Source organism: Nocardioides sp. WJ219 (assembly GCF_058559815.1).
This window is the reverse complement of record NZ_JBZUJV010000008.1, coordinates 19,198-40,451: the sequence shown is the minus strand read 5'-3', so window position 1 is coordinate 40,451 and position 21,254 is coordinate 19,198. Positions and strand designations below refer to the sequence as shown.

Annotated in this window: 17 protein-coding genes and 1 tRNA gene; 8 read left to right on the top strand and 10 right to left on the bottom strand. The window is 73.9% G+C overall.

The features are described 5' to 3' along the window. Nucleotides 1–77: 77 nt before the first annotated feature. Both AC4MBH_RS17915 and AC4MBH_RS17910 read right to left on the bottom strand, forming a co-directional pair. Entirely contained in the window at nucleotides 78–854 is a 777-nt protein-coding gene (locus AC4MBH_RS17915) for a hypothetical protein (protein WP_491796567.1), read from the bottom strand. A 116-nt stretch (nucleotides 855–970) separates the two neighbouring features. Beyond that, nucleotides 971–1,678 carry a hypothetical protein gene (locus tag AC4MBH_RS17910; protein WP_491796566.1) on the bottom strand — a complete coding sequence of 236 codons (708 nt, stop codon included), beginning with the start codon at nucleotides 1,676–1,678 and terminating at the stop codon, nucleotides 971–973. A gap of 250 nt (nucleotides 1,679–1,928) precedes the next feature. Here AC4MBH_RS17910 and AC4MBH_RS17905 point away from each other — a divergent pair, with 250 nt between their 5' ends. Beyond that, nucleotides 1,929–2,735: an SCO6745 family protein gene (locus AC4MBH_RS17905; RefSeq protein ID WP_491796564.1), complete on the top strand. Its 807-nt coding sequence runs from the start codon at nucleotides 1,929–1,931 to the stop codon at nucleotides 2,733–2,735. An 87-nt stretch (nucleotides 2,736–2,822) separates the two neighbouring features. Then, a tRNA-Gly gene (locus AC4MBH_RS17900) sits at nucleotides 2,823–2,896 on the top strand. Nucleotides 2,897–2,936: 40 nt separating this feature from the next. Here AC4MBH_RS17900 and AC4MBH_RS17895 read toward each other — a convergent pair. Next, the gene (locus AC4MBH_RS17895) at nucleotides 2,937–3,347 is read right to left on the bottom strand and encodes a RidA family protein (protein WP_491796562.1); all 411 of its coding nucleotides are present in this window, start codon (nucleotides 3,345–3,347) and stop codon (nucleotides 2,937–2,939) included. A gap of 71 nt (nucleotides 3,348–3,418) precedes the next feature. Here AC4MBH_RS17895 and AC4MBH_RS17890 point away from each other — a divergent pair, with 71 nt between their 5' ends. Then, nucleotides 3,419–3,793 carry a winged helix-turn-helix transcriptional regulator gene (locus AC4MBH_RS17890; protein ID WP_491796561.1) on the top strand — a complete coding sequence of 125 codons (375 nt, stop codon included), beginning with the start codon at nucleotides 3,419–3,421 and terminating at the stop codon, nucleotides 3,791–3,793. A 22-nt stretch (nucleotides 3,794–3,815) separates the two neighbouring features. Here the strand turns inward: AC4MBH_RS17890 and AC4MBH_RS17885 are convergent, their stop codons facing one another. Together AC4MBH_RS17885 and AC4MBH_RS17880 are read right to left on the bottom strand one after the other, a co-directional pair. Continuing rightward, nucleotides 3,816–4,532, bottom strand: coding sequence for a hypothetical protein (locus AC4MBH_RS17885; RefSeq protein ID WP_491796560.1), 717 nt, complete (start codon nucleotides 4,530–4,532; stop codon nucleotides 3,816–3,818). Then, on the bottom strand, nucleotides 4,529–5,125 hold the full coding sequence (locus tag AC4MBH_RS17880) for a SigE family RNA polymerase sigma factor (RefSeq protein ID WP_491796558.1): 597 nt from the start codon (nucleotides 5,123–5,125) through the stop codon (nucleotides 4,529–4,531). The genes AC4MBH_RS17885 and AC4MBH_RS17880 overlap by 4 nt, the downstream gene beginning before the upstream one ends. 568 nt (nucleotides 5,126–5,693) lie before the next feature. Between AC4MBH_RS17880 and AC4MBH_RS17875 the strand changes: the two genes are divergently transcribed. Further along, nucleotides 5,694–5,993 carry an STAS domain-containing protein gene (locus tag AC4MBH_RS17875; protein WP_491796556.1) on the top strand — a complete coding sequence of 100 codons (300 nt, stop codon included), beginning with the start codon at nucleotides 5,694–5,696 and terminating at the stop codon, nucleotides 5,991–5,993. After that, nucleotides 5,990–9,817, top strand: coding sequence for a SpoIIE family protein phosphatase (locus AC4MBH_RS17870; protein WP_491796555.1), 3,828 nt, complete (start codon nucleotides 5,990–5,992; stop codon nucleotides 9,815–9,817). The genes AC4MBH_RS17875 and AC4MBH_RS17870 overlap by 4 nt, the downstream gene beginning before the upstream one ends. A 33-nt stretch (nucleotides 9,818–9,850) precedes the next feature. Here the strand turns inward: AC4MBH_RS17870 and AC4MBH_RS17865 are convergent, their stop codons facing one another. Further along, nucleotides 9,851–10,369: a hypothetical protein gene (locus AC4MBH_RS17865; RefSeq protein WP_491796554.1), complete on the bottom strand. Its 519-nt coding sequence runs from the start codon at nucleotides 10,367–10,369 to the stop codon at nucleotides 9,851–9,853. A 94-nt stretch (nucleotides 10,370–10,463) separates the two neighbouring features. On the opposite strand from AC4MBH_RS17865, the gene AC4MBH_RS17860 reads away from it, so the two are divergent. Together AC4MBH_RS17860 and AC4MBH_RS17855 are read left to right on the top strand one after the other, a co-directional pair. Then, nucleotides 10,464–11,075, top strand: coding sequence for a hypothetical protein (locus AC4MBH_RS17860; protein WP_491796552.1), 612 nt, complete (start codon nucleotides 10,464–10,466; stop codon nucleotides 11,073–11,075). Then, nucleotides 11,062–13,362: an MMPL family transporter gene (locus AC4MBH_RS17855; protein ID WP_491796551.1), complete on the top strand. Its 2,301-nt coding sequence runs from the start codon at nucleotides 11,062–11,064 to the stop codon at nucleotides 13,360–13,362. The genes AC4MBH_RS17860 and AC4MBH_RS17855 overlap by 14 nt, the downstream gene beginning before the upstream one ends. A gap of 64 nt (nucleotides 13,363–13,426) precedes the next feature. On the opposite strand, the gene AC4MBH_RS17850 is transcribed toward AC4MBH_RS17855, so the two are convergent. Further along, nucleotides 13,427–17,929 carry a phosphodiester glycosidase family protein gene (locus AC4MBH_RS17850; RefSeq protein WP_491796549.1) on the bottom strand — a complete coding sequence of 1,501 codons (4,503 nt, stop codon included), beginning with the start codon at nucleotides 17,927–17,929 and terminating at the stop codon, nucleotides 13,427–13,429. 134 nt (nucleotides 17,930–18,063) lie between these two features. On the opposite strand from AC4MBH_RS17850, the gene bla reads away from it, so the two are divergent. Continuing rightward, complete coding sequence (gene bla, locus AC4MBH_RS17845) at nucleotides 18,064–19,023, top strand: class A beta-lactamase (RefSeq protein WP_491796547.1); 960 nt, start codon at nucleotides 18,064–18,066, stop codon at nucleotides 19,021–19,023. A 280-nt stretch (nucleotides 19,024–19,303) separates the two neighbouring features. Here the strand turns inward: bla and AC4MBH_RS17840 are convergent, their stop codons facing one another. Genes AC4MBH_RS17840 through AC4MBH_RS17830 form a run of 3 tightly spaced genes read right to left on the bottom strand, consistent with a single transcriptional unit; the run spans nucleotide 19,304 to nucleotide 21,244 of the window. Beyond that, nucleotides 19,304–19,681 (bottom strand): carboxymuconolactone decarboxylase family protein, encoded by a 378-nt coding sequence (locus AC4MBH_RS17840; protein WP_491796546.1) that lies wholly within the window; start codon nucleotides 19,679–19,681, stop codon nucleotides 19,304–19,306. Continuing rightward, complete coding sequence (locus tag AC4MBH_RS17835) at nucleotides 19,678–20,514, bottom strand: NAD(P)-dependent oxidoreductase (RefSeq protein WP_491796544.1); 837 nt, start codon at nucleotides 20,512–20,514, stop codon at nucleotides 19,678–19,680. The genes AC4MBH_RS17840 and AC4MBH_RS17835 overlap by 4 nt, the downstream gene beginning before the upstream one ends. After that, a complete protein-coding gene (locus AC4MBH_RS17830) occupies nucleotides 20,507–21,244 on the bottom strand; it encodes an SDR family oxidoreductase (RefSeq protein ID WP_491796542.1) in 738 nt (245 codons plus the stop codon). Before AC4MBH_RS17830 ends, AC4MBH_RS17835 begins: the two co-directional genes overlap by 8 nt. Nucleotides 21,245–21,254 lie beyond the last annotated feature (10 nt).

Below are 21,254 nucleotides of genomic sequence, written 5' to 3'. Positions count from 1 at the left end.
GCGTGAGCAGCGGACCGCTGCAAGAGCGGTGATCTCGATGTTGCGCACCGCCGCGGGCCGGGCCGGCGTTTGCGAGGTCAGCCCTCGGCGAGCGCCTCCTGGAGCCGCCGGGTCGCTGTCTCCAAGTGCCCGGTCAGCTCCTCGGTCGAGATGCCGGAGCCGAACGACGTCGCGGTGAGGTTCGACTGGGCACGGCCGACCCGGACGATGGCGGCCTCGAGGTTGACCTCCAGGCTGAGGCCCTGGGTCTCGACGGGGATGGTGACGCGGTAGGCGACGGTCTGGTCGCCAAAGGATCCGACGGACAGCTCGTTGATCGAGATCTCACCCACGGTCACGTCGTCGTCCGACTCCTCCGAGCTCTCCGCCACCGCTTCGCGCACGCCCTCGGCGGCGCACTCACGGAACTCTGGCGTCGAGGCGATCTCGAACGCCTCGGTCATGTCGGCCTCGTCGCGCGCCAGCGAGACGCTGTGGTCCACCTCGCTGTCGTCCTCGGCGGTGAACGTGGGTGAGCTCGCCTCGGTGTTGGAGTCGTCGTACAGCTGGTCGTACTCGACGCCGACGCACTCCGCGATCTTCTCGCGCCCGGCACGGTCCTCGATGTCCTCCTCGGCGGGAGCGGCCTCGTACCCGGCGGGGAAGTCCTGCAAGGTCAGGAGGGCGGCCTCGGCGATCGCCTGGTCCGCAGGGTCGGGTACCGGGTCGCTCTCCGAGGTCTCGGACGGCTGCTCAGCCGGCTCGCTCGCCCCCTGGCTCTGGCCGTCGCCGCCGTCGCCGCCGCCGTCGCCGCCGTCGCCGTCGCCGTCGTCGTCGCCCCCTCCGCACGCCGAGAGGACGAGCAGGCCTGCCACGAGAGAGACGGCGAGTCGTCGCCGGAGGGAGATCAGCACACCGCGCAGGTTAGTCGCGACCGCGGCACCGCCGGGCGGCTTTCAACGAGTACGCCGTGCCGCCGCCGACCCGGCTCCTAGGTGGCGGTCCTGAGCGCCAGCCGGGCGAGCCGGACGGCCACCTGCTTCCTCATCATCGGCGGGTACTTCCAGCCGTCCTCGCCGGTGACGTCGCGGGTGCGGGTCGCGATGACCCGGACGACGGTCGCGCCGCGGCGCGCCACCACGGCGTAGCCGTTGGTCTTGTAGTTGTCGACCTCCCGGAACCTCCACGTGACGCTCTGCCGGCCCACCCGGGCCGCCGTCACCCGCGTGCGCCAGGTCGTCGTGACCCCGTCGCACTCGGTGCACACCCACTCGGTCACCTTCGGGCACCGCCTCGGGTACGACGCGTTGCGCGCCACCGCGGCGCGCGCGGCACCCGCGTCGGCGTAGCGGAGGACGGCGATCTCGGCGCCCGCGAACACCGACGCCGGCACGCCCTTCGCCGCACCGACGAAGTGCCGCACCCGTGCATCGTCGTAGGCCAGCATCTGCTTGTCGGAGCGGCAGCCCCGCGGCCTGCTTCCCAGGGCTTCGATCTCGCCCGGGAACACGTTCCAGCCACCCTTGCCGTCCACGACCTCCTTGACCGTCCGCTTCCCCGGGAAGTCCGACTCCTCGATCGCGTCGGGTGACCGCGCGGCTGATGGCGCATGCTCGGCGGCGCTGCCGATCGGCACGGCGGACAGCGTCGCGAGCGAGAGGAGCGCGGCGGTCAGGGCGACCAGGGAACGAAGGGCCATCTCCCCATGATGCTCCTCGAGACGCCCGTCGTCTGCCCCGTGGCGCCCAGATGGGGGCCAGCCGACGGCTGGGCGAGCGCGGGCGGGGCGACGACGCCGCGTACGGCGTACCCAACGATGACTTCTCCACGCCCCGACGGTCAGTGCTGAGGACCCGAACTCGGACTGAGGAGCACATCATGCGGCAGGTCATCGCACCTGGATCGACGGGCCCCCGACGGTGAGCGCCTCGGGCCGGCTGGCTCGCAGGATGTTCGAGCTGGTCGAGCCGATCGGGGTCATCCCCTACTCGTGCGAGGACGCCAACGAGGCGTTGCTCGCCCTGGGATTCACCGACTTCTGGGACACCTACTTCGCGGGTCGTGCTGCCCCGCTCGGCAGCTCGGTTCCCGCCGGCGTCGTCCACGCGCTCTTCTACAACTTCGCCCCCGGCGAGGTCGCCCGGCACATCCCCCAGGTCTGGCGCACGACCTCGCCGGAGGCGGCGATCGCCGCGCACCAGGAAGGCTGCGTCAAGGCGCTGAACCGCATCCTCGGCGACCTCGTGACGACGCCGGACCTCGCGCGGGCCGTCGAGCTGCTCACCCGGGCAGCGACCAGTGCCCCGATCGAGGGCCGCCCCATGTACGCCGCGCTGCGAGCGCTCCCGCTTCCGAGTGAGCAGGTGGCCCGCCTGTTCCACGCCGCCTCGATGCTGCGCGAGCACCGCGGCGACGGGCACATCTCGGCCCTCATGGCCGAGGGCATCGGTGGCCTGGAGGCCCACGTCATGCTCGCCATCGACATGGGGATCCCGGCCACGACGTTCGGCCGGATCCACCACCTCCCCTCGACGCTGCTGACCGACCTGATCGACACGATGAAGGAGCGGGGACTCGTCGAGGACGAGACGACGTTCACCCCGGCCGGCCGACGGGCCAAGGACCGGGTCGAGGCGCTGACCGACGAGCTCGCCGTCGTCCCGTACGAAGCCCTGGAGACAGCCGAGCTCGACGAGCTGGCGGCTGCCCTCGAACCACTCCGGAAGGAGCTCGTCGCCGCTCAGGACTGGGGCTGAGCCGTGGGCTGGGTGGCCCTGGCGTCGCACCGTCCTGGACGACGTGGTCCATACTACGAGCTGTCGGGCTCGCCAGAGCGCGGCTTCGCGGACGTGGTGTAGTGGCAGCACGCTTCCCTTCCAGGGAAGGAGTCGAGGTTCAAATCCTCGCGTCCGCTCCACAGGCCGGACCCCTCGGCCCAGCAGCCCCCGCGAGTCTCCCTAGTCGCAGACGGCGGTCGCCTCGACCTCGACGAGGATGTCCGGCTCGAACAGGTAGTCGACGCCGATGAGCGAGGCCGGCGGCATCGGCGTCGGTAGTCCGATCTCCTCGGCGACCAGCTCGACACCCGCCATGAAGTCGGCGATCTTCTCGGGTTGCCACTGGGTGACGTAGAACGTCAGCCGCACCACGTCGTCGAACGAGGCACCGGCCCCGGACAGACCGACGGCGGTGTTCCGGAGGGCCTGGGCGACCTGCTCGGCGAGCGTGGTGGGTAGTGGCGCACCTGCGTCGGAGCGATGTCCGACCTGGCCACTGACGTGGACGTGGCGGGAACCGGTCCCCACAGCGACGTGGTGGTAGGGGGTCGGCTGCAGCATGCCGGGAGGGGTGAACAGTCGAACGCTCATCATGGGCTCCTTCTCGTTGGTATCCCAGTGATACTTGGTAGGAGGAGCACACTTCAACGAGACTTGGTTTCGTGATCGATACCTCCGCTGGGTCTTCCGAGGACTTCAGCATCAGCGCTCCCCACCGAGAGCTGCTCGACCAGGTCCTCGACAAGTGGTCGCTGCAGGTCCTCAACGAGCTGTGCGAGCGTCCGTGCCGGTTCAGCCAGCTCCGGCGCTCGATCCCCGCGGTCACGCAGAAGTCCCTCACGGCGACCCTGCGCAGGCTGGAACGCAACGGCATCGTCGAGCGCGTGGTGCTCAGCACCCGACCTGTTGCCGTCGAGTACCGGATCACGCCCCTGGGGAAGACCCTGCGGGCGCCGGTGGAGGTCATCCTCGACTGGGCGGTGACGCACATGCCCGAGATCGTCCAGGCCCGCGACGCATTCGACCACGACGCCTGAGCACGCCGCCGGACCCCCGGACTCAGCCCTGGACGTCGGGAGCGACCCGGACCGTGGCCAGGAACTCGATCACGTCGTCCTCGGTGAAGGCGCCGTCGGGGAACTGCACCATCACCCCGCCCGGCGGCTCGTCGGCGAGGGTGTCGGTGGCGACCATGGTGTGCCCGGAGTCGCCGCGGACGACGTAGTCGCGACCCTCGAAGGCCTCGGCGCGGCCGGGGCCGGGGCCCTGGGGGTCGTACATGATGACGAGCTTGTCCTCGAACGAGTCGACGAAGGGGTCGGGGGCGCCGGAGAGCGGCACCATCACCACGACGGAGTCAGTGCCGCCCTGGATCTCCCACCCCTGCGGGACGGCGCCGAAGGAGTAGGGGCCGATCACCACGCGGCCGTCGACGACGCGCGGCTCGAAGTAGCGCGACCCCTTGAGGATGGAGGTCGGGTCCGGGTCGCTCGGCGCGGTGGACGACGGGCGGGGGGTCGGCGAGGACTGGGCCGCGACGCCGGGGTCGCTGACCGAGCCACCGCGGTCACCGTCGGCGCCCTGCCCGTCGAGGGCGGTGGCCGTGCCGGCGCCGATCACGGCGAGCGCGGCGAGACCGGCCAGGCCCACCGCACCACGGCGACGCCGGTGGCGGCCCAGCGCGTCGCGTCCGCGGGCGAGGTCGTCGGCGGGCGGGGCGGCCGGTGCGTCGGGCGCAGTGGCGGCGGTGTCGAGCAGGCGGCGCAGGTCGTTCATCGGATCTCCTCGGGAACGTGACGGGCGGGGACGGGGCGGGCGGGGACGGGGCGGGCGGGGACGGCGGTCTCGCCGAGGGCCTCGCGCAGGTGCGCGAGAGCCTTGGCGCTCTGGGACTTGACGGTGCCTTGGGTGCAGTCGAGCAACCGGGCGGTCTCGGCGACGTCGAGGTCGAGCCAGTGCCGCAGCACGACCACCGCCCGCTGTCGTGGCGCGAGCCCGGCCAGGGCGGCCAGGACGTCGCGACGCTGGTCGACGTCGGGCGCACCGTCGAGCACGCCGGCGGTGCGGCCGGCGTCCCCGGCGGCGAACGCGTCGTCGCCGGTGCCGCCGGCGGCGACCTCGCGACGCCGGTAGGCGCGGCGGGTCTCGTCGACGAAGACGTGGGTCAGCGCGGTGCGGGCGTAGCCGACCGGGTTGCCGGCACGCCGGACCCGCGCCCAGGACACGTAGAGCTTGGTGAGGGTCGTCTGGACGAGGTCCTCGGCCCACGCCTGGTCGCCGGCCGTCAGGAGCCGCGCCATCGACACCAAGGCGGTGCGCTGCGCCGTGACGAACTCCGTGAACTCACCGTCGCGCTCGGCGCGTCTCATCTGGATCTGTCTCCTCTGCCCCGCCGGTTGCTGTCACCTCCTTGACCGGGACGGCGCCACGATCGGTTGCCCCGGGACGGCGAGGTCGCCGAACCCGGCCCGGGTCGCGGACAGTACTGGTCTGTGAGCACGGCGACCGGCACGAGCGCGAGATGTGGCGCTCCCAGGAGGTCGAGCAGGTCGTCCTCAACCACATCGGCGACCTGAGCAAGCGAGGGGCTCCTGCCACCGGACACCACCGCGGCGCTGTTCGACGCCCTGATGCGCATCCCCGGGGTGACCGTCGACCTCACCACCACCGACCTGCTCGGCCGCACCGGGATGGGCGAGGCGCCGACCAGACCCTCGGCCTGACCCGACGGTCGTCCGCCGACCCCCCGCCCTCGAGCACCGCTTAGCCTCTAGGGGTGACGGGGGCGCTAACCGCCGCACGGCGCGTGCGGCCGTGCCAGAGTGCAGCAGGACGCGAGCGCGGAGGACGTAGATGCACCCGGAGGCCCCTCCCGGCCGGCCGACCCCCCACGAGGACGGGAACGAGCCCGAGCACGGGACGATCACGGTGTCGGCCATGCCCGGACGCGTCCGCGTCGACCTGCACGGCGAGCTCGACCTCGCCGTCGCCGTCGCCTTCCGCGCGCAGCTGCGCGACCTGCTGGTCGCCGGCCACACCGAGGTGGTCATCGACCTCTCCGACGTCACCTTCATGGACTCCTCCGCGCTGGGCGTGCTTGTGAGCGCGCAGCGCCAGACCCGGATGTTCCGCGGATCCCTGACCCTCCAGCGCCCGAGCGTGCCCGTACGACGGCTGCTCAAGCTGACGTCCTTGGACAAGGTGTTCGAGGTCGACGACGCCGCGGGCGAGCAGTGAGCGCCGCTGACGGGTCCGGTACGTCGCTGAGCGCCCTCCTGGCCTCCGTCGAGCCGGTCGGCCCCGACCTGCTGGAGGTCGACTGGTCGACGACGCCGCTCGGTCCCCTCGAGTCGTGGTCGCCCAGCCTGCGCAGCGCCGTCCGGATCATGCTGACCTCGAAGTTCCCGATGTGGATGGCGTGGGGTCCCGAGCTCACGTTCCTGTGCAACGACGCCTACCGGCGCGACACGCTCGCCAGCAAGTACCCGTGGGCGCTCGGCCGGCCGGCCGCCGAGGTCTGGTCGGAGATCTGGGACGACATCGGACCCCGGATCGACCACGTCATCGCCACCGGCGAGGCCACCTGGGACGAGTCGCTGATGCTGCTCCTCGAGCGCAGGGGCTACGTCGAGGAGACCTACCACACGTTCTCCTACAGTCCCCTCGCCGACGACGACGGCGCGGTCACCGGGATGCTGTGCGTGGTCGCCGAGGTCACCGACGAGGTGATCTCGCAGCGCCGGATGCTCACGCTGCGCGACCTCGGCGTCCGCACCAGCACCGCCCAGGACGAGCGGGCCGCGGTGCGGGCCGCGTGTGCCCAGCTGGCCGACAACCCCTCGTCGCTGCCGTTCGTCGCCGTCTACCTCTTCGGCCCCGACGGCCGCGATGCGCGCCTCGCCGGCACCGCCGGCCTGCCCGACGACCACCCGGCGTTCCCCCCGGTCCTCGACGACGAGACCTGGCCCGCCGCGGCGGCCTGGCGCGGCGAGACCACGATCGTCGAGGACCTCGGCGCGCGGTTCGGGTCGCTGCCGACCGGGGCGTGGGACCGCCCGCCGCACCAGGCGATCGTCGTACCGCTCGCGGCGCCGACCGGCGAGCACCCCTACGGCTTCGTCGTCGTCGGCGCCAACCCCTACTGCCTCGTCGACGACACCTACCGCGACTTCGTCGACCTCGTCGCCGCCCACATCGCCTCGGCGGTGAGCGACGGGCGCGCGCTCGACGACCAGCGCCAGCGGGCCGAGCGGCTCGCCGCGCTCGACCAGGCCAAGTCCGACTTCCTCGCCAACGTCAGCCACGAGCTGCGTACGCCGCTGACCCTGCTGCTCGGCCCGGCCGAGGACGCGCTCGCCGAGGGCGACCTCGCCGAGGCGCAGCGGCGGCGGCTCGGCCTGGTCGTGCGCAACGGCAGCCGGATGCTCCAGCTGGTCAACTCGCTGCTGGAGTTCTCCCGCCTGCAGGCCGGCGAGGACGACGGCGTCTACGTCCCGACCGACGTCGGCCGGTACACCGCCGAGCTGGCCAGCATGTTCGAGTCGGCGGCCTCGCGGGCCGGTCTCGCGCTCGTGCTGCGCTGCGCGCCGTCGGTCGAGGCCCACGTCGACCACGAGCACTGGGCCAAGATCGTGGTCAACCTGCTCTCCAACGCCATGAAGTTCACCTTCGAGGGCGCCGTCACCGTCGAGGTCGTCGAGGACGACGGCCGCGCCGTGCTGCGGGTCAGCGACACCGGCACCGGCGTCCCCGCCGACGAGCTGCCGCTGCTCTTCGACCGGTTCCACCGGGTGGCCGGGGCGCGGTCGCGCTCGCACGAGGGCTCCGGCATCGGGCTCGCGCTGGTCGACCAGCTCGTCCGGGCGCACGGCGGCACGATCGAGGTCACCTCGGTCGTCGGCGCCGGGACCACCTTCACCGTCAGCGTGCCGCTCGGTCACGCCCACCTCCCGGCCGAGCGGGTCGCCGACGCACCGGCCGACCCCGCCGCGATCCAGGCGCGCCTGGACCGGCGCGTCGCCACCGAGGTCTCCACCTGGGACGTCGGCGACGTCGCCGTCCCGGCCGTCGACCCGGCACCGGCGGTGGCGCCGACACCGGGCACCGCCGCGGCAGCCCTCCGCGCCGAGGCCGCCGACCGGGACGAGGACGCCGCGGCCCGGGTCCTGGTGGTCGACGACAACCCCGACATGCGGGCCTACATCAGCGACCTGCTGCGCGGACGCGGCTACGACGTCGTCACCGCCACCGACGGCGTCGAGGCGCTCGCCGTCCTCCGTGACGCCGGCGCCGGGGCCGACCTCGTGCTCACCGACGTGATGATGCCCCGGCTCGACGGGTTCGGCCTGGTGCAGGCGGTACGGGCCGACCCCTTGATCGCGATGACGCCGGTGATCATGCTGTCCGCCCGCGCCGGCGAGGAGGGCACCCTCGAGGGGCTCGAGGCCGGCGCCGACGACTACCTCGCCAAGCCGTTCTCGGCCCGCGAGCTGCTGGCCCGGGTGCGCACCCACCTGGCCCTCGACCGCGCGCAGCGCGTGCGGCTCGTGCTCGAGCGCGGCAAGGAGCTGCTCGACCAGGCCCAGCGGCTCGCGCAGGTGGGCAGCTGGGAGGTCGACCTCGCGACCGACACCATCACGGCGTCGGACACCTTCGTCGAGATGCTCGACCTGACCCACGCCGACCTGCCGCGGCTCGGCACCCGCGCGGTGATGGCCCGGCTCGTCCACGCCGACGACCTGGAGCGGGTCACCGCGCTGCTCCTGGCGCTGCCCCCGGGCGAGCAGATGTACTACGAGACCCGCATCGTGCTGCCCTCGGGCGCGGAGCGGCTCTTCGCCGCCCGCGCCGAGCGGATGCCGACCGGCCGGGGCCGCGACCACGTCCTGCGCGGGTCGTTCCAGGACATCACCGTCCAGCGGGGCGTGCAGGAGCAGCTGGTCACCGCCCAGGCGGAGCAGGAGGCGGCGGCCCGCGAGCGGCTGGTCGCCGACGAGCTGCAGCGCAGCCTGCTGCCGGCCCTCTCGGCCGACGTCGAGGCGCTCGAGGTCGCCACGTTCTACCAGGCCGCGGGCGAGGCGGCGCAGGTCGGCGGCGACTGGTACGACCTGGTCGACCTCGGTGCCGGCCGGGTGGCGCTCGTCGTCGGCGACGTGATGGGCCGCGGCGTCCGCGCGGCCGCGACCACCGGTCAGCTCCGCGCCGCGATCCGGTCGCTCGTGCGGCTCGACCTCACGCCCTCGGAGATCCTGGAGCACCTCGACGCCACGGTCGACGAGCTCGAGCGCGAGCAGATCGTCACCTGCGTGCTGGGCATCGTCGACGTCAACGACCTGTCCTTCACCTACGCCAGTGCCGGCCACCCGCCCGTCGTCCTGTCCAACGCCTCCGGCACGACCCTGCTCGAGGGGACTGGCCCGCCCCTGGGGGCCGGCTTCTACGGCATCGACAACGTGCGCGTCCCGGTGAGCCCCGGCGACGTCCTCACGCTCTACACCGACGGACTGGTCGAGCGACGCGGCAGCGACCTGCTCGCCGACATCCGCGACCTCGCCGACGAGCTGCACCGCGTCGTCGACCTCCCGGTCGAGCGCCAGGTGGAGACCGTGGTCGGCTCGGCGCTCGGTCGCGGGTCGGGCGACGCCGACGACGTCGCCGTGCTCGTGGCGCGGGTCAAGCCGCCGTCCGAGGGTGCGGTGCTGCGCCGCCGGATCGACCACAGCGAGGCGGCTCCGGCGCGGGCTCGGGCCGCGATCAGCAAGCACCTCGAGCAGTGCGGGGTGCCCGACGACATCCGCGACGACGTCATCCTGGCGGTCAGCGAGCTGGTCACCAACGCCGTCCTGCACGCCCGCCCGCCGCTCTCGCTGCGGGTCATGGTCGCCGACCGCAGCGTGCTCGTCGAGGTCGTCGACCGCACCCTGCTGCGCCCCCGCCGACAGCGACCCGACGACGAGGACGAGCACGGCCGCGGGCTCAACATCGTCGCCGCGGTCACCACGTCGTGGGGCACCCGCCGCTCCGACGCCGGCAAGGCCGTCTGGTGCACGTTCACCTGGTGACGGCCGGGGTGAGCCCCGACCCGCCGACCCCGCTCACTCCGTGGCGGACGGCTCCGGGGCGGGCTCCGTGTCGAGGCCCGACGGCGACGGCGACGGCGAGTCGGGGCCGAGCGGGGCGTCGGTGACCGTCGTGCCCGAGCAGGTGGCGGCCTGCTCGCGGGCGAGGGCGTCGAGGTCCTCCAGCTGGTCGAGGAGGTCGACGATCGCCTCGGCCTCGAAGTTCCGCACCGACGAGATGCCGTCCCTGATCAGCTGGGTCGCCTGCCGCACGCTGTCGGCCGCCTCGAGGCAGGAGTCGGGGACGACCACGGCCGTCCCCGGAGCGCTGGTCGTGCTCGACGACGGTGCGTCCGCGTCCTCGGAGGGGGAGTCCCCGTCGTCGCCTCCGTCCTGGGCCACGCCCACGATCAGTCCGCCGAGGACGAGCCCGACGACGAGGGCCACCGGCGGCACGATCACCAGCCACCGGCCCGGCGACCGGGAGCCTGCGTCGCCCACCGCCGGATGGGCCGGCGTGTCCGACTCGCTCGACGGTTCGTGCGGTGAGCTCATGCCGCCTCCTGGTCTCGTCGCGCCCGCCGGCCGGCCGAGGGAGGTTCGGCCGCGAGTCACGCGCGACGACCCCTCCGGCGACTACGTTGTCAGCATGTTCGTGTCCGTCCGCAGTGCCGACGAGACCACCATACGGCTCCTCGACGGCGCCGTGGCGGCGTGGCTGGTCCTCTGGATCGTCGTGGGCGGCTGGGCGGCGTACACGACCTGGCAGCTCTCGGAGCTGGGCGACACGGTGACCCGCAGCGGGAGCGCGATCAGCTCGGCCGGTGAGGCGCTGCGGTCACTGGGCGACGTGCCGGTCGTCGGTGAGCGACCCGCCGAGCTCGGCGAGGAGACCTCCACGACCGGTGCCGACATCCAGACCCGCGGGCAGGACGTGAAGAGTCAGCTCCGCCAGCTCGCCGTCCTCCTCGGTCTCGCGGTGACCCTGATGCCCACCACGCCCGTCCTCGGTCTCTACCTCCCCCTACGCGGCGCCCGACGACGAGAACGCGACGAGATCGCCCGCGTGCTCCGCGCCCCGGACACCGACGCCGGCTTCGAGCGCTACCTCGCCGAACGGGCGGTGCGCCACCTGTCGTGGACCGAGGTACGCCGCCTCGACGACGACCCGTGGCGGGCGCTGGCCGACGGCCGCCACCGCGCCCTGGCCGACGCCGAGCTCGCTCGACTGAGACTGAGCCGCGCCGGTGACCGCGCCTGACCCGCCCGAGCACCACGGCGGCCGGGTCGCCCGGGCGACGGGCAGGTGGCTGGTGCGCCTGCGCTGGCTGGTCATCGCCGGGTGGCTGTCGGCGGTGCTGGTCTCGCTGTTCGTCCTGCCGTCCCTGCCCTCCTCCGAGAGCGGCGGCGGCCTGAAGGGCCTGGTCCCCGCCGAGACCCCCGCCGTCGCCAACGAGCTGCGCAGCGTCGAGCTGTTCCAGTTCCCGCTCATCGGTCGGACGGCGCTCGTGCAGCGCGACCCGGACGGCCTCTCGCCCTACGACCAGGGGCGCACCGCCGTGGCCGCCACCGCGGTGACCCGCAAGCGCTACCCGGGCCTGGGCCGCATCGAGGGGGCGCTCCCGCTGAGCAACGCCTTCGGCGTGTTCCCCTCCTCCCGCGAGCGCGACACCACCGCGATCACCTACCTGCTGTTCCGTCCCGACGTCGGGCTGGGCACGCAGACCCGGCAGGCCCAGCGCTACGGCGAGCGCTTCTTCGGCCCCCGGGACTCCGTCATCGGGGTCTCTGGCTCGGTCCCCGCCCGCGCCGAGCAGGGCTCGCTGATCAAGAAGCACCTGCCGACCGCCGAGCTGCTGACCCTGGCCGCGATCATCCTCATCGTCGGCGTGGCGATGCGCTCGGTCGTGGCACCGCTCGTCGCCGTGCTGAGCGCCGGGGTGGCGTACGTGATGACGCTGCGGCTCTCCGGCGCCCTGACGACGCTCATCGGTGTCTCGAGCCCCAGCGAGCTCGAACCCGTGGTGGTGGCCCTGCTGCTCGGCGTCGTCACCGACTACGTCGTCTTCTACCTCACCGCCATGCGACGCGAGCTGCGCCGGGGGCGGTCCCCGCTCGACGCGGCGCAGGCGGCTGCCACCACCTACGGTCCCATCGTGGTCGTCGCCGGCCTGGCGGTCGCCGCCGGGACCGGGGCGCTGCTGGTGGCCGAGTCGCCGTTCTTCCGAGCGCTGGGACCAGCCCTCGTCTTCACGGTGCTGGTCGGCCTGGTCGTGGCGGTGACCCTGGTGCCCGCCCTGATGGCCGTGCTCGGCCGCTGGTGCTTCTGGCCCGACCGTCCCCGACCTGCCGAGGCGACGGCGACCGGGACGACGGACCGGCCCGCCGCCCCGCGGATCGCCGCGCTCATCACGTGGTTGACGACCTCCCGACGTCGCGCCGCGGTCGTGGCGGCGTCGTGCGTGGCGGTCCTCGGCCTGGCCGCGACCCCGTTGTTCGGGCTCAGCCTCGGCGTGTCCTTCGTGGGGTCGCTGCCCGAGGACACCGGTGTGGCCCGGGCCGCCGACGCCGCCCGCACCGGCTTCGCACCCGGCATCCTGTCGCCGACCACGCTCCTGATCGAGGGGGAGGACCTCCACCGTCAGGGCGGCGACCTCGCGCGGCTCGGTGCGCTGCTCGAGGACCGACCCGGCATCGCGGGTGTGCTGGGTCCCGGCGACGTCACCCCCCGCCTGGCGCGCGACGTCCTGGTCAAGGCAGACGGCTCCGCCGCCCGCTTCCTCGTCGTGCTGGAGGACCCGGCCCTGGGTGCCGACGCGATCGCCACCCTCGACGAGCTCACCGCCGACCTTCCCGCCCTGGTGAGGGCGAGCGGCGTCCGCAGCGACAGCGCCGGGTTCGCAGGCGACACCGCCACCGCGGCGTACATCGTCGGGCAGACCACCAAGGACCTGCAGCGGCTCGCGATCGCCGCGCTGGCCGCCAACCTCCTGATGCTGGTCCTGTTCCTGCGCGCGGTCGTGGCGGCGCTGTACCTGCTGGTCGGCAGCATCCTGTCCCTCGGCGCCGCGCTGGGCCTGACCATGCTGCTGTTCGGGCAGCTCGAACCGGGCGCGGGCCTGACCTTCTACGTGCCGTTCGCGGCCGCGGTGCTGCTGCTGGCGTTCGGGTCGGACTACAACATCTACGCCGTCGGCAGCGTGTGGGAGCACGCCCGGCGACATCCCCTGCGCGAGTCGGTCCGCTCGGTGATGCCGACCACCATCGTCGCCATCTTCGTGGCCGGGCTCGCCCTGGCCGCCAGCTTCGGCATCTTGTCGGTGGTGCCACTGGTGCCGTTCCGCCAGCTCGCCTTCGTGATGTTCGTGGGCATCATGCTCGACGTCCTGGTGGTCCGGGCCCTCCTGCTGCCGGCGCTGCTCACGGTCTTCGGCCCGGTCAGTGCCTGGCCGAGCTCCCAGCTCGCGACCGAGCGCCGCGGCGCACCAGCCGCCCGCGCCGACGCCGTCGACCCGAGCGAAGCGGTCGCCGAGACGCACCCGACGTGACCCCGCCCCCGACCGGAAGGGAGCCGGTCGGGGGCGGGGCACGGGCGTCGGGCGAGCCCGACGGTCAGCGGCGGCGGACCACCGGTGTGGGGCGCGACGAGCGGGTCACGCTCTCGTAGCCGGCCTTGGTGGCCACCACCCGCACCGTGATCCGCCGGCCGACGTCGGCCGCACGCAGGCGGTAGCGCGACGTCGTGACGGCCGGCACGAGGCGGCCGGCGCGGTACCACGACCAGCGCAGGCGTACGCCGTCCTCCCACGCGCCGGCGCGGCCCCGCAGCACCGAGCCGACCACGGGGACACCGACGACGCGGGGGGCCGGGCGGGCGGTGAGCCGGCCGCGGGCGACCGGGCCGTGCGGGGCGCTGGTGCGCACCACCGAGACCCGGCCCGCGATCGAGCCGAGCACCCGGACCGAGATCCGGCTGCCCCGGTCGGCGGCGACCGGTCGGTAGGTCTGCCGGTCGGCGCCGGGCACGGGGGTGCCGTCGCGCAGCCACTGGTAGCCGAACGACGTGCCCTGCTCCCAGCCGCTGACGTCGGCGGTGAGCGGGGCTCCGACGCGCGCGGGTCCGCGCACGACGGGCTGCGCCGAGCCGACGACCTGCGGCACCGGGTCCGGGTCGGGCTCCACGGTGGGCTCGACCACGGGGGCCGACGGCGCTGTCGTCGCGAGCGCGGGCTCGTGGCCGGCCAGGTGGCCGGTCACCTGGGCCTCGAGCCGGTGGCCGCGGTCGGCGGCGGTGACCCGGTAGGCGCTGGACCGCTCGCCGGGCACCGGCTCGCCGTCGCGCAGCCAGGCGTAGGTCAGCGCGGTGCCGTCGCGCCACGCGTCGGTGACCACGTGCAGCGTGCTGCCTACCGTGGCCTCGCCCTCCAGCGAGGCCGCGGGCGCTGTCTGCCGCGCGGGAACCACGGGCCCCTCGGTCGACTCGGTCACCGTGACGTCGGTGCGGTCCTCGCCGGTCACCGCGGCCCGCACGCCGACGACCGCGCCGACGTCGTCGACGCCGAGCTCGTACGTCGACCCGGTGGCGCCGGCGACCGGCGTCCCGTCGCGCAGCCAGGTCCAGGCGACGTCGGCGCCGTCGGCCCAGTCGCCGACCGCGGCGGTGAGCGTCTCGCCGTACGTCGCCGCGCCGGTGAGCGTGAGGTCGCCGCCGGTGACGGTCAGGTCGATCGTCGCGGTGACGTCGTTGACCTCGAGGGTGGCGCTGCCGGTGCCGGCCCGCAGGGCGTGCACCCGGTGGGTCGCGGGATCGAGGGCCACGAACGCCGACGCCGGGGCCCGGTCGGGCTCACCGACGAAGACGCCGTCGGTGCCGGTCCAGCGGAAGCTGGTCGGCCAGTCGACCGGCACCTCCCGGCTGCCGTCCTGCACCACCACCGGCGCGGTCTCGGCGATCGAGCCCACGGCGAGGTCGGCGGGCGGCTCGACCACGGTCAGCGAGTCGACCCGGGTCTTGACCTCGGCGGCGAGCCAGCCGGTGCCGCCGTCGTCGGAGGAGGCCCAGCGGCCCTCGGCCGGGTCGATGCCGAGCATCGTCCAGCCGGTGAAGCCGCCGTCGGCCGGCGTCGAGGCGGGGCCCTTGCCGCTGTTGCCGTTGATCACGTAAGGCACGCCGTCGACGCTGCTGGTGTGGAACGCGCCGACGTGGCCGGCGACGTAGGCCACCGACTTGCCCGAGGACGCCCGGAACTCCTGGAGCCAGTCGTCGACGAGCTCGGCCTCGTTGCGGTCGCTGAGCTGGCTGCCGTTGGTCGGCAGCGGGTCGTCGGTGGGCATGTGGCTGACCACGACGACGCCGGTGACGCGGCGGTCGGCGGCGGCGTCGTCGAGCTGGCGCCGCAGCTCGCGCACCTGGGCGAAGTCGGATGCCAGCCGGCCGGTCGCCGAGCTGAGCGTCACGAACCGCGTGCCCTCGAGGTCGAAGACGTGCGACGTCGCGCCGAAGGCGGCCCGGAAGTTCTCGATCGAGGCGCCCATGATCTCGTGGTTGCCCGGCACGTAGTAGAACGGGAAGTCGGTGCCGGCCAGCTCCTCGTCGAGGATCCGGCGGGCCAGCGCGAAGTCCTCGACGGACGCCTCGTCGACGAGGTCGCCGTTGATGAGCAGGACGTCGGGGTCCTCGGCCACGATCTCGCGCAGCGCCTGCCGCGCGCCCGCGACCAGGTCGCTGTCGGGGTTGCGGGCGACGAACTGGGCGTCGGAGAGGACCGCGACGCGCAGCGGCGAGTCGTCGGTGGCGTCGGCGTCGACCACCACCGGGTCCTCGACCTGCGCGACGGCGGGGGCGCCCATGCCCTCGGGCGGGAGGTAGGCGTAGATCTTGGAGAGCTCGACCGCGCCGGCGTACTGCTTGACCGCGGTGGTCTCCAGCACCCGGATCCGCTCGAGCTTGATCGGGAAGGCGAAGGCGGCGGGGACGCCGAAGTCGACGCGCCGCCAACCGGTCCAGGTGACGTAGAGCGAGCCGTCGGCGCCGTCGAGCTGGCTGCGCACGCCGTTGGCCTGGGTGACCTGGAGCCGCAGCAGCGAGCCGTTGCCGTCGCCCTTGACCCAGACGGACAGCTTCTGCGGGCGGCCGGGCACCTGGATGCCGCCGGTGCCGCCGGTCACGGCGCCGGGCGCGACGGCGTACCGGCCGCGGGTGGCGGTGGAGCCGGTGAAGTCGTAGGTGACCCGGATGCTCGGGCTTCCCTCGTGGCCCTCGCCGGGCGCGACGCCGCCGACCGGGGCGCGGTCGTGGGCGGTGGTCCAGCCGCTGATGTCGGCGAAGTCGTCGACCACCCGCGACTCGAGCGGGACGGCGACCGCGACCTGGGCCTGCAGGTCGCCGCGGCGGAAGGTCAGGGTGGCGGAGCCCTCGGCGCCGGTGGCGCGGACCTCGACGCGGCCGTCGTCGGTGGGGGTCACCGCGAAGGTCCCGGGGGCCGGGTTGTCGACCTCGAGGTCGGCCACCTCGATCGGCGCGGTGAAGCCCTGGGCGTCGTGGCCGGTGATCTCGAGGACAGCCGCGGAGCCCTGGCGCTCGAGGTTGACCACCGGCTGGTCGACGCTCAGGCGGGTGGGGGTGCCGAGCACCTGCAGCGGCGCGGCGCCCTCGGCGACGCCGCGGCGGGCGCGGACCGTCACGGTGCCGCGCGCGACGCCCTCGACGACGCCGTCGGCGACGGTCGCCACCGAGCGGTCGGAGGTCGACCAGCCGGTCGGCGCGGCGTCCACCGGCGACAGGGTCTCGTCGAAGCCGCGCCCGACCAGGGTGCGGTGGAAGCCGGGGAACACCCGAGTGGCCTCCTCGTCGTCGGAGGCCGGGCGGACGGCGTACGACAGCACGTCGCCGGAGCCGGGCCGCGCCAGCACGAGGCCCATCCCGTCGCCGTCGCGGCGCTCGAAGCCGTCGGCCGGGGTGTTGGCGATGGTGGTCGACGCCTCGCCCGCGGCGCGGACGTTCATCTGCGTCGAGCCGCCGCCGTCGACGCTGACGGCGTCGTGGGCGCCGAGGTCCTGCATCAGCACCACGAGGTCGGCGAAGGTCATGCCCCGCGCGATCGGCGTCCGGCCGTCGACGGTGACGAAGTACGCCGTACGACGGTCGGCGCTGAAGCCGATCATCGTGCGCGGGTGCAGGGCGGTGAAGTGGTCGCCCACGGTCGGCGCCACCGGCCGGCCGCCGTCGAGGAGGCGGTGCCAGGCGCCGCCGGCCTGCTGGACGTCGAGGTTGTCCTGGTCGACGCCGTAGGCGACCTCGGCGGTGTCGCCGGCCTTCAGCGCGGCGAGCCGGGCAGCGGCGGGGCTGCCCTTGCGCGCGACCAGCGCCTGCTCACCGTCGGGCAGCCGCCCGGAGCCGACCTGGTCGGCGACCGAGCGGACGGTGCCGTCGGCGCCGACGACCACCTCGACGCCGGCCTCGGGCGTGCCGACGACGCGGGCCCGGGAGTAGTCGCCCCACTGGGCGTTGAAGAGCGAGACGCCGTCGGCGGGGGCGACGTAGACGTTGACGCCGCTGATCGGCAGCGAGGTGTCGTCGGCGAAGGCGACGGACCCCTCGAGCACGAGGTTGACCAGCGCGCCGAGGCCGTCGCTGGTCATGCCGATGGACGCCGACGCGTCGGGGTTGCCGGACTTGATGATCCGGCCGTCCTGCACGCCCCAGCCGGCTGCGGCGGTGGAGTTGTTGATGTCGAAGCGGTCGAGGTTGACGCCGGCCACGGCGCCGCCGTCCTCGACCATCTCGGTGACGGTGGCGCCAGACCCGGCGACGGTGTCGGGGGTCAGGTAGCGCATCTTGACGGTCGAGTCGGACAGCTCCGCCTTGAGGACGTCGACCTGCTGCCACCCGGCGGCGTCGAGCCGCTCGTAGCTCACGTGCACCAGGCCGGGTGCGACCTCCTGGCGCTCCAGCTCGTTGACCACCGCGGTCCCGCCCCGGTCGAGGTTCATCCCGTCGACCACCACGGTCGTCTCCGCCGAGGCCGCGGGCGCGGCGACCAGCGTGCCGAGCGTCAGGGCGGCCACCGCTGCCCCTGTGGCCACCCGGATCGTCATCTGTCCTGCACTGCTCAAGGGTCCGTCCTCGTCTCTGCTGCGCGGGGACCGTCGCGGACCCCCGCCGAGGCTGTCGGTCGCGGCGTACCAGTGGGGGGCGCCCAGGTGACCCGGGGGCGAACACGAGGAGCCGGGGACCCGAGAATGGGGCCGTGCCCCGCCCGTCCCTGCCCGTGCGCTGGCGCGCGGTGGCCGTGGTCGCCGTCCTGGCCGCTGTCCTGGTCGCCTGCGGCTCACCCTCGGAGCCGGCGTCCCGACCCTCGGAGCCGACGCCCTCGACCCCGACCCAGACCCCGACGACGAGCGCGTCCCCGGCGCCGCGCCCGAGCGACCTGCCCCGGCAGCTGGCCGCGCTCGAGGCGGAGCACGACGCCGAGCTCGGCCTGTACGTCGTCGACACCGGGACCGGCCGGACGCTGCGGCACCGCGCCGACACCCGCTTCGCCTTCGCCTCGACGGTCAAGGCACTGGCGGCCGGGGCGGTCCTCGACGACCTCTCCCGGCGCGACCTCGACGACCGGGTCACCTGGACGACGGCCGACCTCGTCTCCTACTCCCCCGTCACCGAGCAGCACGTCGACGACGGCCTCACGGTGCGCGAGCTCGTCGATGCCGCGGTGGTCGAGAGCGACAACACCGCCGCCAACCTGCTGCTCGACCTGGTCGGCGGCCCCGCCGGCCTGACGCAACGGCTGCGAACCCTCGGGGACGACACCATCTCGGTCGACCGCACCGAACCCGCGCTGAACACCGCGATCCCCGGCGACGACCGTGACACCACCACGCCCCGGGCGCTGGCCGAGACCCTGCGCACCTACGTCCTCGACGAGACCGTGCTGCCCGCGGCCGACCGGGCCCTGCTCGACCGGGCCCTGACCCGCAGCACCACCGGCACCGAGCTCGTCCGGGCCGGCGTCCCCGCCGGGTGGCGGGTCGGCGACAAGAGCGGCACCGCCTCCTACGGCGTCCGCAACGACGTCGCCGTGGTCCGGTCCCCCGGTCGCGCGCCGGTGGTGGTCGCACTGATGTCGCGCCGCGACGCCCCCGACGCCGTACCCAGCGACGCCCTGCTCGCCGACGCCACCCGCCTCGTCGTCCGCGCGCTCTCCTGACGTCGCGTCGTACGACGGCCGATCACCGACGGTGGTCGAGCCGCGGGGACGAAGTCTCCGCGAGTCGAGACCCCCGCAGGGTGCCTTCCCTCGCCGGGTCTCGACTCGGGCTCGCTGGCGCTCGCCCGGCTCGACCATCGTCACGGACGGCGGTTGAGGAGGTTGCGCTGGCAACCGTCTCGAAACCACCCGACGATGCGCACCTCGCCGGGTCTCGACTCGGGCTCGCTGGCGCTCGCCCGGCGCGACCAGCGTCCGTCATCGTCCGGCGCGGCCAGCGTCAGGCGCGCTCGTGCTTGGCGATCGTCTCCTCGACCAGCGAGCTGAGCCGGCCGCCGTGCGGCCAGCCGGCGTAGTGGCAGGCCAGGATCACGATCTCGCGCAGCGCCTCGGCGTCGAGGTCGCCGGACGCCAGCGCGGCCGGCACCTGGATGGTGAGCACGTCGTGCTGGTTGGAGCCGATCAACAGCCCGATCAGGAGCAGCCGCCGGTCGCGGTCGGTGAGGCCGGGTCGGTTCCAGATCTCGGCGAAGAGGTGGTCGGCGGTGTAGCCGAAGAAGTCGCCGGCGCCGTCGGTCATCTCGAAGCCGTAGACCTCCTCCATCCGCTCGAGCCCCTTGCGGCGCTGCTCGGGCAGGTCGTCGAACTTCCCGGTCACAGTCCCAGTCCCTTCGCCAGTCGCGGCAGCGCCTCGCGCGCCATCGGTACGTCGACGCCGAGCGAGTCGGCGAGCTCGATCGCGAACGTCAGGTCCTTCTCGCCGAGCGCTGCGACGTGGGTGAACACACCGTGCCAGAAGTCGTCGGCCGCGAGCGGCGCCGCCGTCGCGCGGTGCATGATCGCGCCCGGACCGCCGGTGATCGCGTCGGTGTGGCGGACGACGTCGCCCAGCGCCCGCAGGTCGAGCCCGGCAGCCTCGGCGAGCCGCTGCGCCTCGGTCGCAGCGGTGAACGCCACGAAGTGCATCAGGTTGCGCGCCAGCTTGAACGCCGTGCCCGCGCCGATCGGCCCGGCGTGCACGACCTGGGATCCCATCACCTCGAGCACGGGCCGCGCGGCGGCGTAGGCGTCGTCGGTGCCTCCGACCAGGATCGCGAGGGTGCCCTCGGCCGCGCCCATCGCGCCGCCGGAGACCGGCGCATCGACGACACGCACGCCGTGGCGCGCGGCGGTGGTCTCGAGCTGGCGCGGGGTCCCCGGCGCGACCGTCGAGTGCACGACCACGACGAGCCCCTCGCGGGCCGAGCCGAGCGCCTGGCCGAGCACGTCGCGCACCTGGTCGTCGTCGCGCACCATCACGCACAGCACGTCTACCGCGGCCGCCAGCTCGGCCACCGACCCGGCCTCGTGCGCCCCCGCCGCGACCAGCTCGGCCACGGGGTCGGGCGCGACGTCGTGGACGACCAGGTCGAGGTCGCTCGCGGCGAGCCGGAGCGCCATCGGCCTGCCGATGTTGCCGAGCCCGACGAACCCCACCGTGACCTCAGGCACGGAACGTCTGCCCGCCGTCGACGGCGATGATCTGCCCGGTCACCCACGACGCCTCGTCGGAGAGCAGGAACAGGCAGGCACCGACCAGGTCGTCGACGGTGCCCATCCGCTTGATGGCCAGGCTCCGCCGGACGATGTCCATGGCCGCACCGCCGGCCTGCACGCGCGTCGCCTCCGTGTCGGTCGGTCCGGGCGCGATCGCGTTGACCCGGATCCCCTGCCCGCCGAGCTCGTGCGCGAGCTGCTGGGTGAGGCCGTTGACGCCGACCTTGGCGAGGCCGTAGAAGCCGGAGTACAGGTAGGCCGCCGTGGAGCTCTGGTTGACGATCGCGCCACCGCCCCGCGCCGCCATCGAGGAGTAGCAGGCCCGGGTCATCACGAGCGCGCCGTCCATGTTGACGCTCATGAAGCGCCGGTAGTAGTCCCAGTCGACGGTGAGCAGCAGGTCGAACTGCATCTCGCCGTAGATGGCGGCGTTGTTGACCAGGAGGTCGATCCCGCCGTACGCCGCCGTGGTCGCCTCCACCATCGCCCCCGCCGACTCCGCCGACGAGACGTCGGTGCGCACGAACAGGCCGCCGACCTCGGCCGCGACCCGCTCCCCGGCGTCGGCGTTGACGTCGGCCACCACGACCGACGCGCCCTCGGCCGCGAGGGCCCGGGCGTAGGCCTCGCCGATCCCCTGCGCCGCGCCGGTGACGACGGCGACCTTCTCATCGAACCTGCCCACTGCTGTCTCC